The following is a 15,935-nucleotide window of genomic DNA, read 5'->3' on the forward strand; positions in this document are numbered from 1 at the left end:
TTGTTCTGCTCTATTAGAAGCAAACCCGCCTAAGCGGATCCTATAAACCTACAGTTTAACGACGTTAGCAGCTTGAGGACCGCGGTTGCCGTCCGTGATGTCGAATTCTACAGCTTGACCTTCGTCCAGGGACTTGAAGCCGTCGGTTTGGATAGCAGAGAAGTGAACGAATACGTCTTCACCGTTCTCGACTTGGATGAAACCGTAGCCTTTTTCTGCGTTGAACCACTTAACTGTTCCTTTCAAATGAACAACCTCCTAAAATGACGCCGCCTTGGAGAGCGACGAATAAGCTCATTATACACACCAGCCATGCCGAATGCAACGAGCCGGAACGGTTAAATCCATTTTTTACCGTGCCGAAATCGCAATCTGCAAATACCGGTCGGAGCCTGGGATGAACGGCAGTCGGGAAGGCATCAGGTCCGCGATTCCGCCTGCACCCGCAACCGCTTCCATCAATCGTAGGATCGAATGCAGCGGCCCGGTAGCCGGGCGCTGCTGCATCCGCCGCGAACGACGATGCTCCTCCCGCGACATCCGCGATCTCCCCGACAGCCAGATCCTCCTCGGACAGCCCGAACATAGCCATGTACTCTTCGAGGCTCCGGCATGTGACGGCGACTCCCTGCTGCCCGTAAGGCTTCATTCCCGTTCCCATTCTCTTGGTCTCCTCCGCTCTTCTTCTCCGGCGCTCTCTCGGCGCAGGAAGAATCTCCATATTCTGGAGACGGGTAGATTCTGACCGATTCCGCGGTTGATTTCTAGACTTTTTTAACGCTATGATGAAGGGATAACAAATAACGGGAGGACATAAGCCACGTGATTAAGAAGCATCAGATCTATAAACGCGACAAATACAACATGCTCAATGTGGAGGTCCACGGAAAAACGCTCATCGCCAGGGAAATATCGGATCAGTGGGGCGAAGAATGCTTCACGTTCGTATCCCGTCCCGAAATGATGCACTGGGCGGAGAACAGGTTCCGTGCAGACGATTTCGTCGGACGCGAGGAAGAGCGCATCGCCATCCTGGAAGCGCTCCGCGAAGTCTGACCGTTCCGAACCTCCGGCAGGAAAACGGCGCTCCGCACCGAATGGGATAACCGAGCGGTTGCGCGTTGTCTGTTGTCCTGCCCCTATGCAAGGCCGCGCCGGCTTTCTCGCCCATGCAGGCAGCCGTCAGCAATCCGCATTGGAGGCAACCCTTAGCGATGGATACGACTTCCGCTGCCATTTTCATTATTTCCGCTTTCGTCCTGGGGGCCGTCATCCTCATGAGCCGGAACCAGATTCCCGAGCGGCTGCGCAAACCGCTCGCCTTGACCGCCATCGTGCTCGTGGCATTCGCTTTCCTCGTCGTCGTCATGACCTTGTTCAACCTGGGGTCATAACGAAGGGAAAGACATGCCATACTAGGCAGACTATGCCTGGTTGGAGGTCATGCCATGAAATGGATTCCGCTGCTCCTGTCCCTCAGCCTGCTGCCCGGAAGTCCCCAGCGGATTTCCGCCGAACAGAGCGAAGCGGTCCTGTCCCGATCCGGAGCCGGCGGGGCGTTCCCGCCCCCCGCTCAGGCCCTATCCAAGACCCCGACAAGGAGGCCGACTATGAGCCAAGTACCGAAACGTTCCGAGACCGCGCCAGAGTCCCGCTGGAAGCTGGAAGACATTTTCGCCGACCAGAAAGCTTGGGACAAGGAATACCAGGAAGCCAAGACCAAGCTGAAATCCGTCGCTTCCTATCAAGGCACCCTCAGCGACGCCGCCAAGCTCAAAGCTTGCTTCGAGCTCGAGGACGATCTGGGCTACCATGTGGAGCGTCTGTACGTGTACGCCAACATGAAGCATCACGAGGATACGGCCGAGCCTGAATTCCAGGCCCTGTCCGAAAAATCGCAGCGCCTGAGCGTCGAAGCCGGCGAAGCTCTCAGCTTCATTACGCCCGAGGTGCTTGCCCTTCCGGACGACAAGCTCGATGCTTTCATCGCCGATCCGCAGCTCGCTCCTTACCGCCATACGCTGGAGGAGATGAAACGCCAGAAGGCACATGTCCTCTCCAAAAACGAAGAGTCGCTGCTGGCCCAGGTCGGCAACATCAGCTCTTCGCCGCAGACGATCTTCAGCATGCTGAACAACGCGGATCTGAAATTCCCCAAAGTCAAGAACGAGAAGGGCGAGGAAGTCGAGCTCTCCCACGGCCGCTACATCGAGTTTCTCGAGAGCCGCAACCGCCAGGTCCGCGAGGACGCGTTCAAGACGATGTACGCTACATACGGCAAGCTCAAAAATACGCTGGCCTCGACGCTCAGCTCGAATGTGACCAAAAACGTCTTTTATGCCAAGGCGCGCAAATATCCTTCCGTACTGGAGATGTCGCTCTACGGAGACAACATCCCCAAGTCGGTCTATACGAACCTGATCGACACGGTGCACAAGTCGCTTCCGCTCATGTACCGCTACATGGAGCTTCGCAAGAAGCTGCTCGGCGTCGACGAGCTCCATATGTACGATCTATTCGCACCGCTGGTCGATGAGTTCGATATGAAGATTTCCTTCGACGAAGCCAAAAAAATGATGGCGGAAAGCCTGAAGCCGCTCGGCGCCGACTATGGCAAGGCGCTTCAGGAAGGCTACGCCAACAGCTGGATCGACGTCTACGAGAACGAAGGCAAGCGCAGCGGCGCCTACAGCTGGGGAGCCTACGGCACGCATCCGTACGTGCTGCTGAACCACAAGGACAACCTCAACAGCATGTTCACGCTGACGCATGAGATGGGCCACGCCCTCCACTCGTACTATTCCGACGGCAACCAGAAGTACCGCGACGCGCAGTACACCATCTTCCTCGCCGAAGTGGCGTCCACGCTGAACGAAGCGCTGCTGATGGACCACCTGCTGAACAAATCCACGGATCCGAAGGAGAAGATGTACCTTCTGACCTATTATGCGGACCAGTTCCGTACGACGGTATTCCGCCAGACGATGTTCGCGGAGTTCGAGAAGATCATCCATGAGAAGGCCGAGGCGGGCGAATCGCTGACGCCGCAGGAGCTGTCCAAGATCTACTACGACCTCAACGTCCTCTATTACGGCAAAGGCATGGTCGTGGATCAGGACATCGAGATGGAATGGGCGCGCATCCCCCACTTCTACAACAGCTTCTACGTGTACAAATATGCGACCGGCTTCTCCGCCGCCACCAGCTTCGCCAAGCAGATTCTGGAGGAAGGACAGCCGGCGGTGGACCGCTATCTCGGCTTCCTGAAGAGCGGCGGCAGCGACTTCTCGATCAACATCCTCAAGAAGGCCGGCGTCGACATGAGCTCGCCGGAGCCGATCGAGCAGGCGATGAGCGTGTTCGAGAGCGTCATCAGCCAGCTCGAGGAGCTGACGGCATCGGCCAAGTAAGCTTTCATCCCAAAAAGCGTCCGTACAGGCAGCTCAAGCTGCTTGAACGGACGCTTTTTTCATGGGGAATGGCAATGGTCAGCAAAGTTGTTGCCGGAAAAGGATAGGACTAGTACGGTATATCAACTCAACTTTCATTGCAGCTAGCGATAAATAAAACCCAATTAATTTAATTCAAATACATTTACTGCAAAAATATTTATTTTCGATTAAACTATGACTCAATATTTTTCTATTTCATCTTCATTATTAATCCTCAAAAAAAACTGATATATGAAAAAATTCTACAAAAAAAATGCAACCTGCCCGGAAGAATAAAGGTTCTTGTTAGTAGATGCCCATTGATGAAGCTGTAACGCGCGGCAGCTACATTGCGAGCATCAACTATAAGTCTGGAGGAGAAAAAATGAAAAAATCCGTTAAGCTTCTCTCTACGACTGCTCTTATGCTTACGCTTGCAGCACCGAACGCGATTTTTGCAGCTGGGTCCGGCGATAATCCGACAAACACCCAAGATAAGCCTACAAACGAACAACAGATAGCAAGCACGGAAAAAATGAAGCTTGTTCAAGAACATAAGCAAAAACTAGCCGCACAAAAACTCCAAGCAAACGGTGACTACGGTACGATGGCCGATCTTGAAAGCAGGACGATTGCGGTCACAGGGTATAAGCAAGAAACATCCTACTGGTGCGGGCCAGCTACAGTAAAGCAAGTTCTCGGTGCAATAAATGGAAGCTCCGAGTCGCAAACCTACTATGCCGGCAAATTGGGAACAACAAAAGATGGCACGGACTTCTCGCTGGTGGACGATATATTGAATAATCATCAAAGCGCTGTAAGTTATATCTATCAAAGCCTCTCTTCTACAGAATACGAAACATGGAAATCAATTATGATTCTGTCGATAGATTGGGGAAATCCCGCTGTACTGGATCTTCGAATCACTCCTCAAAATATGCCTCTATATACAAGCTCGGTAGAGGGACATATCTTGAATACCTCCGGGTATAACTTATTGGACTCCAAAAACAAAAGGCTTCGTCTCACAGACCCTTATGATCAAGGCGGGCGCGGTGTGACGATTGGAAACATATGGCACCCGTTCGATGGTGTATGGGCAGCAAACCAAGCCCATTTCCGCAAGGCTGTTATCTGGTGAAGCAACGAGCGAGGGGGAATCCCCCTCGCTGTCAAAGAAAGGAGGGAGAAGAGCTGATGAAGAGGATCGTGACAAGTGCCATCGCGGTTTCACTTGTCTTCATGCTGAGCGGATGCTCCCTTTTCGGAGGAGGCACGCCCGAGCCTGAACCAACATCTCCCCCCGCTGCACTGGAGCCCCTGGAAGAAAAAGATGTGAAGGCTGTAGAGACTGTGCCTGAAAAAGCGGTTGTGCGCAAGGAGCATGTCTATGCCATCAAACAAAAATTTTTTGAATCCACCTTTTTAGCTCCCAGCTATATAAATGAGAAGCTGATCGCTTTTGAATATGACCGCAGCAACGAATCCAAAAGTTATATAAGCATGATGGAAATCAACAGCAAATCCGTCAAGGATCTATACACGGCTCCCGACCATAAAATAATCAATTCGCTTGTCGGCATCAAAAACATTTTGTACTGGGTCGAGTATGACCGGGAGCGGGTCAAGGAGCTGTCATGGGAAATCAGATCGCTGGATCTGAGCACGAATGACCTGCAGACCATTCGCAAAGGCGGCGGCATCCCCGAAATTGATGCGCCCGTCCTCCGGATCTACGGCGACGATCTGACCTGGATTGAAAAAAAGAAAGAGAAGGAAATCCTAACAAGCTATGCGATTCTCTTCAAACCGTCGGCCATGAAAGCCGAGATCGTCGCAGAAGCCGAATTGGACGAAACAGGCGGGAAGCGCACAGGGACATTTTTTGTGCTTCAGCGCCCCATCAAAAACGGAATGCTGATCCAACAAACTTCCTTCGCGAGTAAGAGCGAAAAAAAAGTGCAGCTTGTCCATTACGGCTATGATAACAAGGAAGCTCCTCAGCTGCTGAAGGATGGTCTGGCTGTGATCGACTTCACGGCAAATGAGGATTGGTTCGTTTGGACGGAAATGGGCAAGATCACGGCGGCTCTTAGAAAGACAGGGGAAATCAAACATATCGTCGAAGTGCCTGATAAGGAGCTGACTGTGGATTCACCCTTTATTACGGATCAAAATCAGCTCTATTACCGCTATTCCATGTATCAAATCCTCAGCCTCGACTTAGTAAGCGGTAAAATTTCAGAGGAGTCCCCCTTTGAACTCACCACTTCCAAATTGTTCAATAGCGAAAACTATCTGGGATATTCCATCATGGACCCTCTTAAAAATGACGGCGAGGTTGAATTCAATCTGATACCTACCGGCTAAAAGATAGGAACGCTCGGATAAATCTGTCCAAACTTAACGGCCAGCCCAAGGCTGCTGAACAAAGAAGAGCCGAATGAAAGCATGCTTTCATTCGGCTCTTCTTTGGATTGAAAAATCAGCCTATCCCTCTCGCCATTTCTCCAGCTTCGGGGCTAGAACAGCTGTCCGAGCAGGGCAGCCAGCGCCCCGGCCATCAAGGAAGACAGCAGGTTGACCGCGTCGTTCGTCATCCAGCCAAAGCCGCGGATGCGCTTGGAAGCGGCGCCGCAATGGACGGCGCGCTCCGTCTCGCTGCCGCAGACACGGCAGCGGTACATGGCTTGGACGGTCGCGCCGAGCCATGAATCGGCGAACGCGCCGGCCAAGCCCGCAGCGGCGCCGGCGAGCAGCAGAGCCGCTGCGGGCGGCGCCGGCATGGCCGCGGCGCTCCAGGCCGTGGGCGCCTGCGCCAGCAGCATGGCGCAGGCGCCGATGAAGGCGCCGCCGGCGAGCGCCGCCAGGCTGCCGAGCGGCGTGACGCCGCCGCTCGCGCCGGGCGCCACCCGGCGCAGCGTGCGCACCGATACCGGCGCCCGGCGGCTGATCGCGCCGATCTCCGTCGCCCAGGTGTCGGCGTTGACGCTGGCCATCACGCCGACAAACGCATACAGCAGCCATGGCTCCGGCCAGAAGCCGTAAATCGCGCAAAGGATGAGGCCGACGCCTCCATTGGCGATGACCTGGCCGGCATCCCGCCTGCTGCCCTTGGCGTAGTTTTTTTCCGCTCCGGATTTGGCGGCATGCTTCTTCTTCCACTTCGACCAGAAGGTCGAAGAGACGAAAAAAGCGATCAGCAAACCAAACCAGACCGGCCCCCCGTAAAAGACGTAGCCGGCTCCCATGAAAGCGGCAGCTGCCGCCCCGGATCCCGACAATGCCCGCAGCCGATAAGCCGTTGCGGCAATGGCGAGGCTGCCTGCCGCTCCGATTGCCAGCCGCAGCAGCGGCTCCGATTCAAGCAGCGTCCATAGCTCGTTCTCCGTCATCGTTCCGCCCCGCTTCCTCGTCTGCTCATCCCGGCCACGCTTCCTGCCCCGGCAGCTCCAGCGGCTGCGGCAGGCTGCGCATCGCTTCCCGCCAGCGGTCAGGGTAATTCGTGCAGATCAATACCGAAGGGTCCATGAGCGCATAACGCCGGATAAGGCGAAAGTCGTTCAGCGTCCAGACCATCGTCCGGATGCCGGCCGCCTTAAGGAGGCGGATCCGCTCGCGGTTCATCGCGGAATGATCGGCCGACAGCAGGCTGCAGCCAAGCGCCGACAGCTCGGCCGGCAGGGAAGCGCTCCAGCTGTCGCTGATCAGGCCGGTCTTGATGCCCGTATCAAGCGAGCTCAAATGCCTGAGCGACTCCCTGCTGAACGAGGTCAGCACGCAGCGCTCCCGCATTCCGCTCCGCTCCACCGCCTCGGCCACCCGCTCCTCCAGCAAGCCGTCCACCCGGTCATGGCGCTTCAGCTCGATGTTGAACTTCAGCCTGTCCCCTGTTTCCTTCAGGACTTCCTCCAGCAGCGGCACGCCTTCCTGCTTGAAGGCCGGAGAAAACCAGCTTCCGGCATCCAGGGACAGAAGCTTGGCGGAAGCAACGCGGGCAGCCTGCGCCCTCCCGCCATTCGTCGTGCGGCTCAGACGCTTGTCGTGCATCAGAACGGGAATGCCGTCGCTGGATAGCTGCACGTCGATCTCGGCCCACTCGACATCATCCGCTTCCGCGGCCAGCCGAACCGCGGCCAGCGTATTCTCTGGCGCGGCGCCTGACCAGCCGCGGTGGGCGACGCATGGATTCCTCAACGCGACTTCACCTTGCCGTCCGATCCGACCGAAGCCGCGGAGCTGATGCTGTCGAGACGCCTCAGCAGCGCCGCGGCTTCCTCTCCTTCCATAGGAGCAGGCCGGGACAGCGCAATTTTCATGGGATGGAACTGCAGGCCGCAGTTGCCTTCCTTGGAGCAGACGGCGTCCAGCACGCCTGTCTCGCTCGTCTTCGAGTTCGAATTCGAGGTGAAAATGAAATTGCCCAGGCTGTAGGCGATCCACTTGCCCTTGTACAGCTCGAAGCCCTGCAGGACATGGGGATGCGCGCCGATGACGAGATCGGCTCCAGCATCGACAAGATCCCTCGCGAGACGTTTCTGCTGCGCGTTCGGCTGCTCGGAACGCTCGGTGCCCCAATGGACCATGACGACGACCAGATCAGCCTTCTCCTTGGCGGATCTGATCGCTTCGACGGCCCTCGCCGAATTGTAGGCTTCCGCGACTCCGATCCGCTTCGGCCCTGCCATCCAGTCCGTTACAGGAAGCACGCGGCTGACGCCTATGTAGGCGATCTTGACGCCTTTGCTTGCCAGAATGACGGGAGCGAAGGCCTCCTTGTCGTTGCGGCCGCCTCCCACATGGGGAAGCTTGACGTCGTCGAGGTACTTCATCGTGTCCAGAAGCCCTTCCGTACCCTGGTCGAGCGTATGGTTGTTGGCGACGGTGACGACGTCGAAGCCGGCGTCTTTGAGCGGCTTCAAGTAGCCGGGCTTGCCTTTGAACACATATTGCTTGTTCTCTGCGGGCGTGCCCCGCAGCGTGATCGGCGTCTCCAGATTGCCGGCCGTCAGGTCCGGCTTGGACAGATAGGGAGCAGCGCCCGTGAACGGATAGTCAAGGCCGTTCGCCTCCATCTGATCCGCCACTTTGGATGCCAGCAGGATGTCGCCCGTAAAAGCCAAGCGGACGGTTCCCGCATCCTTCGGCATATCGCCGCTCCAGCCGCTGCCCGGGCTCGTGGAATCGGCCGGCGGCAGCGTGGCTTTCGGAGTCGCCGAGACGGCCGGTACCGGCGTCGGACTCATCGACGGGCTCGGCTCCTCGCTAGGCTCGGGAGTCGCCGAAGGCTGCTCCGGGCTGGCAGAAGGCAGCGGACTCGGGCTGGATGGAAAGGACGAAGCTGCCGGCGCTGGGTTCTCCCCCTCGCTGCCGGCGTCTCCGGAAGAAGCTGAAGTACCGTCTCCGCTGGCGGAAGGCTCCGGCCGGTTCCATAGAAATCCGCCGACAAGCAAGGCAGCGGCCGCCAGAAGAATGAAGTTGAAGATGACGAGCCGGCGGAGCCGGTGCCTGCGCTGACGACTGTGATGCTGTCTGGAGTTGGAACGGGATAGGAACAAAAAAAGACAGCTCCTCTCGGTATGATGAAGTAGCTTGGATTAGGATGGTCGCGATGCAAATACCATGCCATTATACCAAGTTCTCCGCCTCATAGCGAAAAGGAGCCGTCCAATTATTGGAACAGACCCAAAACATGCTGCGCCGCCTCGCGTCCTTGCCGGATGCAATCCGGAAGTCCGACGCCGTCGAAAGCCGCCCCCGTCGCGTAAACGCCAGGTGACTGCTGCGCCATTCTTGCCCGCAGCCGAGCCATGGCGGCGACATGGCCGACCGGATACTGCGGCATCGAATGGCGCAGTCTCGTGATCTCGGTGAACAGCGGGCGCGCTTCGATGCCCATCGTATCCTTCACGTCGCGGAGAACGGCTGCCGTCAGCTCCTCGTCGGACAGCTCCACCGCGGCCTCGGCGCCAGCCCTTCCCACATAACAGCGGAGGAGAACATGATCCGAAGGACTGCTGTGCAGCCATTTGGAAGAGGTCCACGTGCAGGCCGTAATCGTGCGGCCCTCCGAGCGCGGAACCAGGAAGCCGGAGCCGTCGAATTCCATCGACTCCACATCCTGGCGCGTGAAGGCCATGACCACGTTGGCGACGGATACATACTTGACCTCCCGCAGCTCGGACATGTCCGCGAGCGGCTCCAGCATCGAAGCCGCAGCCTGACTTGGAGCGGTCACGATGACCGCGTCCGCCTCAAGCCGCTCTCCGCTGCCGAGCTCAAGCTCGTAGCGGCGGCCTTCCCCGCCGGATTCACGGATGGAAGCAACCGTCGTGCCCATCAGGATGCGCACGCCTTCCAGCGACCGCTCCAATCCTTCGACCAGAGTCCGCAGACCGTTCCGGTACGTCATGAAGACGCTGCCTTTGACGGATTCGGGCAAGTAATCGGGAGGAGCCGCAGGGGCCGCGCCTTTGCTGCCGGCCCGCGAGCCTCGGATCAGGCTGCCATGCTCGAGCTCCGCCCGGCGGAACTGGGGAAAGGTCGCTGCGAGGCTGAGATTGTAAAGGTCGCCTGCGTAGATTCCGGCAAGCAGCGGCTCGCTGATCCGGTCCACGATATCGGGACCCATGCGGCGCTCCAGGAAAGCGCCGACGGATTCGTCCTCCCCGTCGTCCGGGCGCGGCGCAAGCAGCAGATCGCAGGAGGCCCGGAATTTGGAATCCGTGCCGAGCAGCTCCGTCTTCAGGAATGCGGCCATGTCCGCCGGCACTCCAAGCACCAGCTTGGGCGGCATCGGATGCAGCTGCCCGCCTTGATAGATGTACGTTTTGGCCGCCTGCGGATTGGTGCGGACCAGCTCGTCAAGAAGACCGAGCTCTCTCGTCAGCTCCAGAATCGGCAGCTTGCGGGCCAGGAACGAATCCGGTCCTTTTTCAATGGTGAATCCATCCTTGCGCAGCGTCTCGATGCGCCCTCCAAGCCGTTCTCCAGCCTCGACGAGCACGAGCTCGCCCTCCAGATTCCGTTCTTCGAGCCCCTTGCGGATATAATGGGCGGCGCTGAGGCCCGTCAAGCCTCCGCCGACCACAGCGATCCGCAGAGCTCTCCGATCGCCGTTCATTCCCCCAGTCCTTGCGCCGCTTGCGCGACGGCGTCGGCTAGAACCTCCATGTAGAGAGGATCGGAATTCAGCATCCGGATCCGGCCGAAGGCGATGCCCAGCTTGTCCGCTTCGGCCATCGCCTCGATATCGAGATCGTAGAGCACTTCCAGATGGTCGGATACGAAACCGATCGGAGCCGCCAGCAGCGCCTGCTCTCCTTCGCCGGCCAGCCGGGTCATCGTCTCCAGAATATCCGGTCCGAGCCATGGCTCCTTCGTGCGGCCGGCGCTCTGCCACGTGAACTCCCAGTTCTGCGCGCCGGAAGCGTCGGCTACGGCGCGGGAAGTCTCGAGCAGCTGCTCCTCGTAAGGATCGCCGGATTCGCGGATGCGGACGGGAAGGCTGTGCGCGCTGAACAGCACCTTGACCGAAGCGCCTCCCGCTTTTTCGGAGACAGCCTTCATTCCTTCGCTCACGCGCTCCGCCAGCGCTTCGACCAGCTTGGGATGAAGGTGGTAGGACTCCACGCACACCATCGAGATGCCGTGCTGCTCCGCCTTCTGCATCGCGCGCTTGTTGTAGCTGGCGACGCTCATGGTGGAGAAATGGGGAGCTAGGACGATGCCGACGGCCACCGTGATTCCGTCCGCCGCCATCCGCTCTACCCCGTCCTCGATAAACGGACGGGCATGCTTGAGCCCTTGATAGCACCGATAGCGGCCGGGAGCGGCCTGCTCCAGCTTGTCCTGCAGGCTGGCTACCTGGCGGTCCGTGTTCTCGCGCAGCGGAAAGACGCCGCCGACAATCGCCTCATACCGGTCGCTGAGCTCCTTGAGCTGCTCCGGCGAAGGGGGGCTGCCGCGGCGGATATGCGTGTAATATTCTTCCACATGATCCAGGCTCTCCGGCGTGCCGTAAGACATGACCAGGACGCCGATCGTTTTGTCAGACATGAGGCATCTCCTTTGCGGCCGTTCTCCGGGTGGCGATGGCATCGGCCGAATATTCATGGATGTATTCCGTCAGCAGCTTCAGCTTCTCGAGGGACGCCTCGGGGAACAGGCCGTGCCCGAGATTGAAAATGTAGCCCGGCTCCTTGATGCCCTCGTCGATGATGCTGCGGGCATGGTCCTTGATGACATCCATCGGAGCGGTGAGCACGACCGGATCGAGGTTGCCCTGAACCGCATATCCGCTTCCGAGGCGGCGGCGTCCTTCGGCGATGCCGACTCGCCAGTCGAGGCCGATCACGTCGGCCTGAAGGCCCTTCAGCTCCGGCAGCAGCTCGCCCGAGCTGACTCCCGGGAAGTAGATGCCCGGCTGCCGGAGATCCGACAGCTCGCTGAAGATACGGGTGATCGTCGGCAGGACGAAGACGCGGAAGTCATGCGGGGCGAGCGAGCCGACCCAGCTGTCGAACAGCTGGAACGCCTTGCCTCCGTTGTCCGCATGCGCCCGCAGATAGGCGATCACCATGTCGCCCAGCTTGTCCATCAGCTCGAACCATACGGCCGGCTCGGCGTACATGAGCGCCTTGGTGCGCAGATAGTTGCGGGAAGGCTTGCCCTCGATCAGGTAGCTGGCGATTGTGAACGGCGCGCCGGCGAACGTGATGAGCGGAACCTTCAGCTCTCGGTCAAGAATTCGGATCGTCTCCAGGACGTGGGACAAGTCCCCTTCCACGTCGATCGGCTTCAGCCTGCGCACATCCTCCGCGCTGCGGATCGGATTGTGGATGACGGGACCGATGCCGGCGACTATATCAAAATCGATCCCGATGGACGCAACGGGATTCATAATATCGGAATATAAAATGGCGGCGTCGACGCCAAGCTTATGTACCGGCATCATCGTGACTTCCGCTGCCAGCTCGGGCTGCCTGCAAATTTCCAGGAGCGTGTGCTTCTCCTTGATCTTGCGGTAATCCGGATCGTACCGCCCTGCCTGTCTCATGTACCATACCGGCACATGATCCGTGCTTTCCCCGCGGGCCGCCCGGAGGAAGGAGTCGTTCTGCATCATATCCGCTCCCCATTTCTTTCTATGAATTTCCCTTCGCTTCCCATTATGCCCGTTTTTAAAAACGCTAACAACCTTTACCCGGCGGGGGGTGATGACAATCCTATGACAAACGATAGGCATTCCTTCTTGATTGGAAAAGGATTATACTATCAGCAAAGCGGGCTGCTGCCAGCGTGACAAGGACAAGGAGAAATCATACTAGATGAAACTGCCCGAAAATGAACTGCTATTCGCGGAAATGGCTTTCCGCCATTCGAAGGATGGAATCGCGTTTCTGTCTCTTCGGGACGGCGCCTGGAGCGCGATGAATCCCGCTTTCCGCCGCTTATGCGGATGGAGCGCCGAATCAGGCAGCCCGGAACTCGACCGGCGCGGCCCCGCCCTGGGAGGCGGCGACGATCCGGGAAGCCTCAAGCGGATGCTCGAGGCTCAGTCCCCTTTGCAGCATAGCCTGACTCTCAGCCAGGCTGACGGTTCCTCCATCATGATCGATTGCCTGCTCACGCTGCTTGAGGAGGATCAGGATGCGTTCATCATGGTCCAGTCCTCCCCCGATTCACAGCGGGAGCTTCCGCACGCCCTGGATGATGACCTGCACGAGCTGATCGTGGAGAATACGCGGGATCTGGTCAGCTGCAGCACTCCGGAAGGAACCATTCTGTATATCGCGCCGTCCATCCGGGAAATTCTGGGCTACGAGGTTCATGAATTGATCGGGCATAACCGCAAGGAATTCTACCATGAGCACGAGGCTGTCCAGATGGCCGATGGCGGCATGTTCGACGAGAACCGCAGTTTCGTGCGGAGGACGCGCCATAAGGACGGCCGCTTCATCTGGATGGAAACCTACTTCAAGGTGCTGGACATGCCGGACGGCAGGCAGCGCATCCTTACCTTTGCCCGGGACGTATCGGCCATGAAACGGTATGAGGAAATGCTTCAGACCGTCTTCGACATGGCTCGGATCGGAGCCTGGCAGTGGGATGTCATCTCCAATCGGATGTCGTTCTCCGAGGAGACCCGCGCCATGTACGAAGGCCGGCTGCCGCTGTCTGCCCCCGCGAGCGACGAAATCATCGACGCGCTGCGCATCGGATCCGATGTGTCGGAAGACATCAAGCTGTTCCTGAGGCGAGGAGCGGACAATCCGGGCACGTCGAGAGAATGGGAATACCCGGTCACGCTTCCGGACAGCACCATTCGATATGTCTACTCCCAATGCGTGCCCAGGGTGGACGAATCCGGCCGGCCCTACCACTATACCGGCTTCGTGCAGGATATCACCGAGCAGAAGCTTCTGGAGAAGCGCCTGCAGGAAAGCGAGCAGCAGTACAAGTCCCTGTTCGAAAACAGTCCCCAGGCCGTCTACTCGATGAACCTCCAGGGAGACTACTTGACGGCGAATGCGAACCTGGAGAAGCTGACGGGATATTCTCTGGAAGAGCTGCTCGGCAATCATTGGGGGCCTCTTGTTCCGGACGAATACATGGACAAGACCCTCTATCACTTCGGTCAGGCATGCAAAGGCCATCCGCAATCCTACGATTTGAAAATCAGGCACAAGGACGGGTACGAGCTCGAGATCAATACCATGAACATTCCGATCGTCGTAGACGGGGAAGTTGTCGGCGTATACGGCCTTTCCGAGGACATCACCGAGCGGAAGCGCCATCTGGAGCAGATCGAGAAGCTCGGCTATCAATACACGCTGATCCTGAACGCCGTCTCCGAGGGGATATTAGGCGTGGATTTGGATGGAGCCTCGATATTCATGAATCCGGCGGCCGCCTCCATGCTCGGGCTGAGCCACCCGGATATCGGCGGTCGATCCTACCTCGACATGATCGAGCAGACGAGGGCGGACGGGACTCCTTACCGCAGCGAGCACTCGCCGATCCACCAGGCGATCCGGGGCGGCCAGCCTTACCTCAGCCAGGAGACGGTGCTGTGGCGCCGGGACGGATCCAGCTTCCTGGCCGAATGCAGCGTGACCCCGATCCTCGACCGCGGCGAGCATAAAGGCTCCGTCATCGTCTTCCGCGACATTACCGGGGAAAAGGAAATCATCCGCGCCAAGGAATCGGCGGAAGAAGCCGACCGGGCCAAATCGGAATTCCTTGCCATCATGAGCCACGAGCTCCGGACGCCGATGAACGGCATCATGGGCATGGCCGATCTCCTCGCCGGCACGGAGCTGGACGAGGAGCAGAGCGGATACGCGCAAACCATCATCGAGAGCGGCGACGCGCTTCTGCGCATCCTCAACGAGGTGCTGGACTTCAGCAAGATCGAAGCCGGCAAGATGGAGCTGGAGCTGGAGCCGTTCCAGATTCGGGAGACCGTCGCAGACGTTGCGGATCTGTTCCGCGGCAGCGCGCGCGCCAAGAGCATTTCGCTCGAGCTCGACTTCCCGGATGAATTGCCCTCCAGCGTCATCGGCGATTCGGGACGGATCCGCCAGGTGCTCGCCAATCTGATCGGCAATGCCGTCAAATTCACCGACGCAGGCTTCGTCAAGGTGTCGGCTTCGCTGCAAGCTTCGGATCAGGCGTCTTGCCTGGTGGAGTTCAGCGTCAGGGACACCGGGATCGGAATCGCGCTGGACAAGCAGAGCCTGCTGTTCCAATCGTTCTCCCAGCTGCATCCGGCCATCAACCGCAAGTACGGAGGAACGGGCCTCGGACTTGCGATCTGCCGCAAGCTCGTGGAGCTGATGAGCGGGTCCATCGGAGTCGAGAGCGTTGAAGGCCAAGGCTCGGTATTCAGCTTCGTCCTCCGCTTCGCGCTCCCTCAGGCTGGGGACCATGAGCTCTTGCAGCAGGAACGCTCCGGAGCGGCGCATGCAGAGCCGTTGCTGACCGCGAATTCTTATCCCGGCATCAAAGCGCTTGTCGTCGACGACAACTCCGTCAACCGGTCGCTGCTGAAGACGATTCTCGCCAAGATGGACTGCCTCGCCGATACGGCGGGCAACGGCGCGGAAGCGTTGTCCATCCTGGAGCGCCAAAGGTACGATATCGTGTTCATGGATTTGCAGATGCCGGTCATGGACGGCCTTGAAGCGGCGACCGCCATCCGCCGCCGGCTGCCCCCCGGCAGGCAGCCGGCCATCGCTGCCGTGACAGCCTTCGCCCAGGAATCCGACAAGAAGATCTGCGCCGATGCAGGCATGGACGACTTCATCAGCAAGCCGGTGTTCGCTGCCGAAGTCGCCCGCGTGCTCAGCCGGCTCGCCGCAGGCGCGATCGGCTCCCGCGCCAGCGATGAATAGAAGTGAATGATTCCGTATCCTTGCAATCTCCTATGCAAGCTCCGCTCGCCGGCGCCTTCAGCACCGCCCGGGCAGAGATTGCATAGGGGTTTTTCATTTGGAAATG

At 58.5% G+C, this 15,935-nt stretch carries 14 protein-coding genes; 6 read left to right on the plus strand and 8 right to left on the minus strand.

The features are described 5' to 3' along the window. Positions 1-48 precede the first annotated feature (48 nt). Positions 49-246: a cold shock domain-containing protein gene (locus tag ACLBWT_RS05240; RefSeq protein ID WP_021882190.1), complete on the minus strand. Its 198-nt coding sequence runs from the start codon at positions 244-246 to the stop codon at positions 49-51. Next, positions 230-661, minus strand: a complete 432-nt coding sequence (locus ACLBWT_RS05245) for a hypothetical protein (RefSeq protein ID WP_447661996.1) — start codon at positions 659-661, stop codon at positions 230-232. The genes ACLBWT_RS05240 and ACLBWT_RS05245 overlap by 17 nt, the downstream gene beginning before the upstream one ends. A 161-nt stretch (positions 662-822) precedes the next feature. Between ACLBWT_RS05245 and ACLBWT_RS05250 the strand changes: the two genes are divergently transcribed. The 5 genes from ACLBWT_RS05250 to ACLBWT_RS05270 all read left to right on the plus strand — a co-directional run bounded on the left by ACLBWT_RS05250 (position 823) and on the right by ACLBWT_RS05270 (position 5,801). Then, on the plus strand, positions 823-1,056 hold the full coding sequence (locus ACLBWT_RS05250; protein ID WP_447661997.1) for a hypothetical protein: 234 nt from the start codon (positions 823-825) through the stop codon (positions 1,054-1,056). 158 nt (positions 1,057-1,214) lie between these two features. Next, positions 1,215-1,394 carry a hypothetical protein gene (locus tag ACLBWT_RS05255; protein WP_447661998.1) on the plus strand — a complete coding sequence of 60 codons (180 nt, stop codon included), beginning with the start codon at positions 1,215-1,217 and terminating at the stop codon, positions 1,392-1,394. Between the two features lie 216 nt (positions 1,395-1,610). Next, positions 1,611-3,410, plus strand: a complete 1,800-nt coding sequence (gene pepF / locus ACLBWT_RS05260) for an oligoendopeptidase F (protein WP_447662251.1) — start codon at positions 1,611-1,613, stop codon at positions 3,408-3,410. 334 nt (positions 3,411-3,744) lie between these two features. Next, positions 3,745-4,572, plus strand: a complete 828-nt coding sequence (locus ACLBWT_RS05265; RefSeq protein ID WP_447661999.1) for a C39 family peptidase — start codon at positions 3,745-3,747, stop codon at positions 4,570-4,572. 56 nt (positions 4,573-4,628) lie between these two features. Then, complete coding sequence (locus ACLBWT_RS05270; protein ID WP_447662000.1) at positions 4,629-5,801, plus strand: hypothetical protein; 1,173 nt, start codon at positions 4,629-4,631, stop codon at positions 5,799-5,801. A gap of 152 nt (positions 5,802-5,953) precedes the next feature. On the opposite strand, the gene ACLBWT_RS05275 is transcribed toward ACLBWT_RS05270, so the two are convergent. The 6 genes from ACLBWT_RS05275 to hemE all read right to left on the minus strand — a co-directional run bounded on the left by ACLBWT_RS05275 (position 5,954) and on the right by hemE (position 12,558). Then, positions 5,954-6,826 (minus strand): DUF92 domain-containing protein, encoded by an 873-nt coding sequence (locus ACLBWT_RS05275; protein WP_447662001.1) that lies wholly within the window; start codon positions 6,824-6,826, stop codon positions 5,954-5,956. A gap of 25 nt (positions 6,827-6,851) precedes the next feature. Beyond that, positions 6,852-7,628 carry a glycerophosphodiester phosphodiesterase gene (locus tag ACLBWT_RS05280; RefSeq protein WP_447662002.1) on the minus strand — a complete coding sequence of 259 codons (777 nt, stop codon included), beginning with the start codon at positions 7,626-7,628 and terminating at the stop codon, positions 6,852-6,854. After that, on the minus strand, positions 7,625-8,989 hold the full coding sequence (locus tag ACLBWT_RS05285) for a CapA family protein (RefSeq protein ID WP_447662003.1): 1,365 nt from the start codon (positions 8,987-8,989) through the stop codon (positions 7,625-7,627). Before ACLBWT_RS05285 ends, ACLBWT_RS05280 begins: the two co-directional genes overlap by 4 nt. A gap of 113 nt (positions 8,990-9,102) precedes the next feature. Further along, a complete protein-coding gene (gene hemG, locus ACLBWT_RS05290) occupies positions 9,103-10,554 on the minus strand; it encodes a protoporphyrinogen oxidase (protein ID WP_447662004.1) in 1,452 nt (483 codons plus the stop codon). Next, positions 10,551-11,489, minus strand: coding sequence for a ferrochelatase (gene hemH, locus ACLBWT_RS05295; protein WP_447662005.1), 939 nt, complete (start codon positions 11,487-11,489; stop codon positions 10,551-10,553). The genes hemG and hemH overlap by 4 nt, the downstream gene beginning before the upstream one ends. After that, entirely contained in the window at positions 11,482-12,558 is a 1,077-nt protein-coding gene (gene hemE / locus ACLBWT_RS05300) for a uroporphyrinogen decarboxylase (RefSeq protein WP_447662006.1), read from the minus strand. Before hemE ends, hemH begins: the two co-directional genes overlap by 8 nt. A gap of 202 nt (positions 12,559-12,760) precedes the next feature. On the opposite strand from hemE, the gene ACLBWT_RS05305 reads away from it, so the two are divergent. Beyond that, a complete protein-coding gene (locus ACLBWT_RS05305; RefSeq protein ID WP_447662007.1) occupies positions 12,761-15,829 on the plus strand; it encodes a PAS domain S-box protein in 3,069 nt (1,022 codons plus the stop codon). Positions 15,830-15,935: the final 106 nt, after the last annotated feature.

The organism is Paenibacillus sp. D51F (assembly GCF_053345695.1).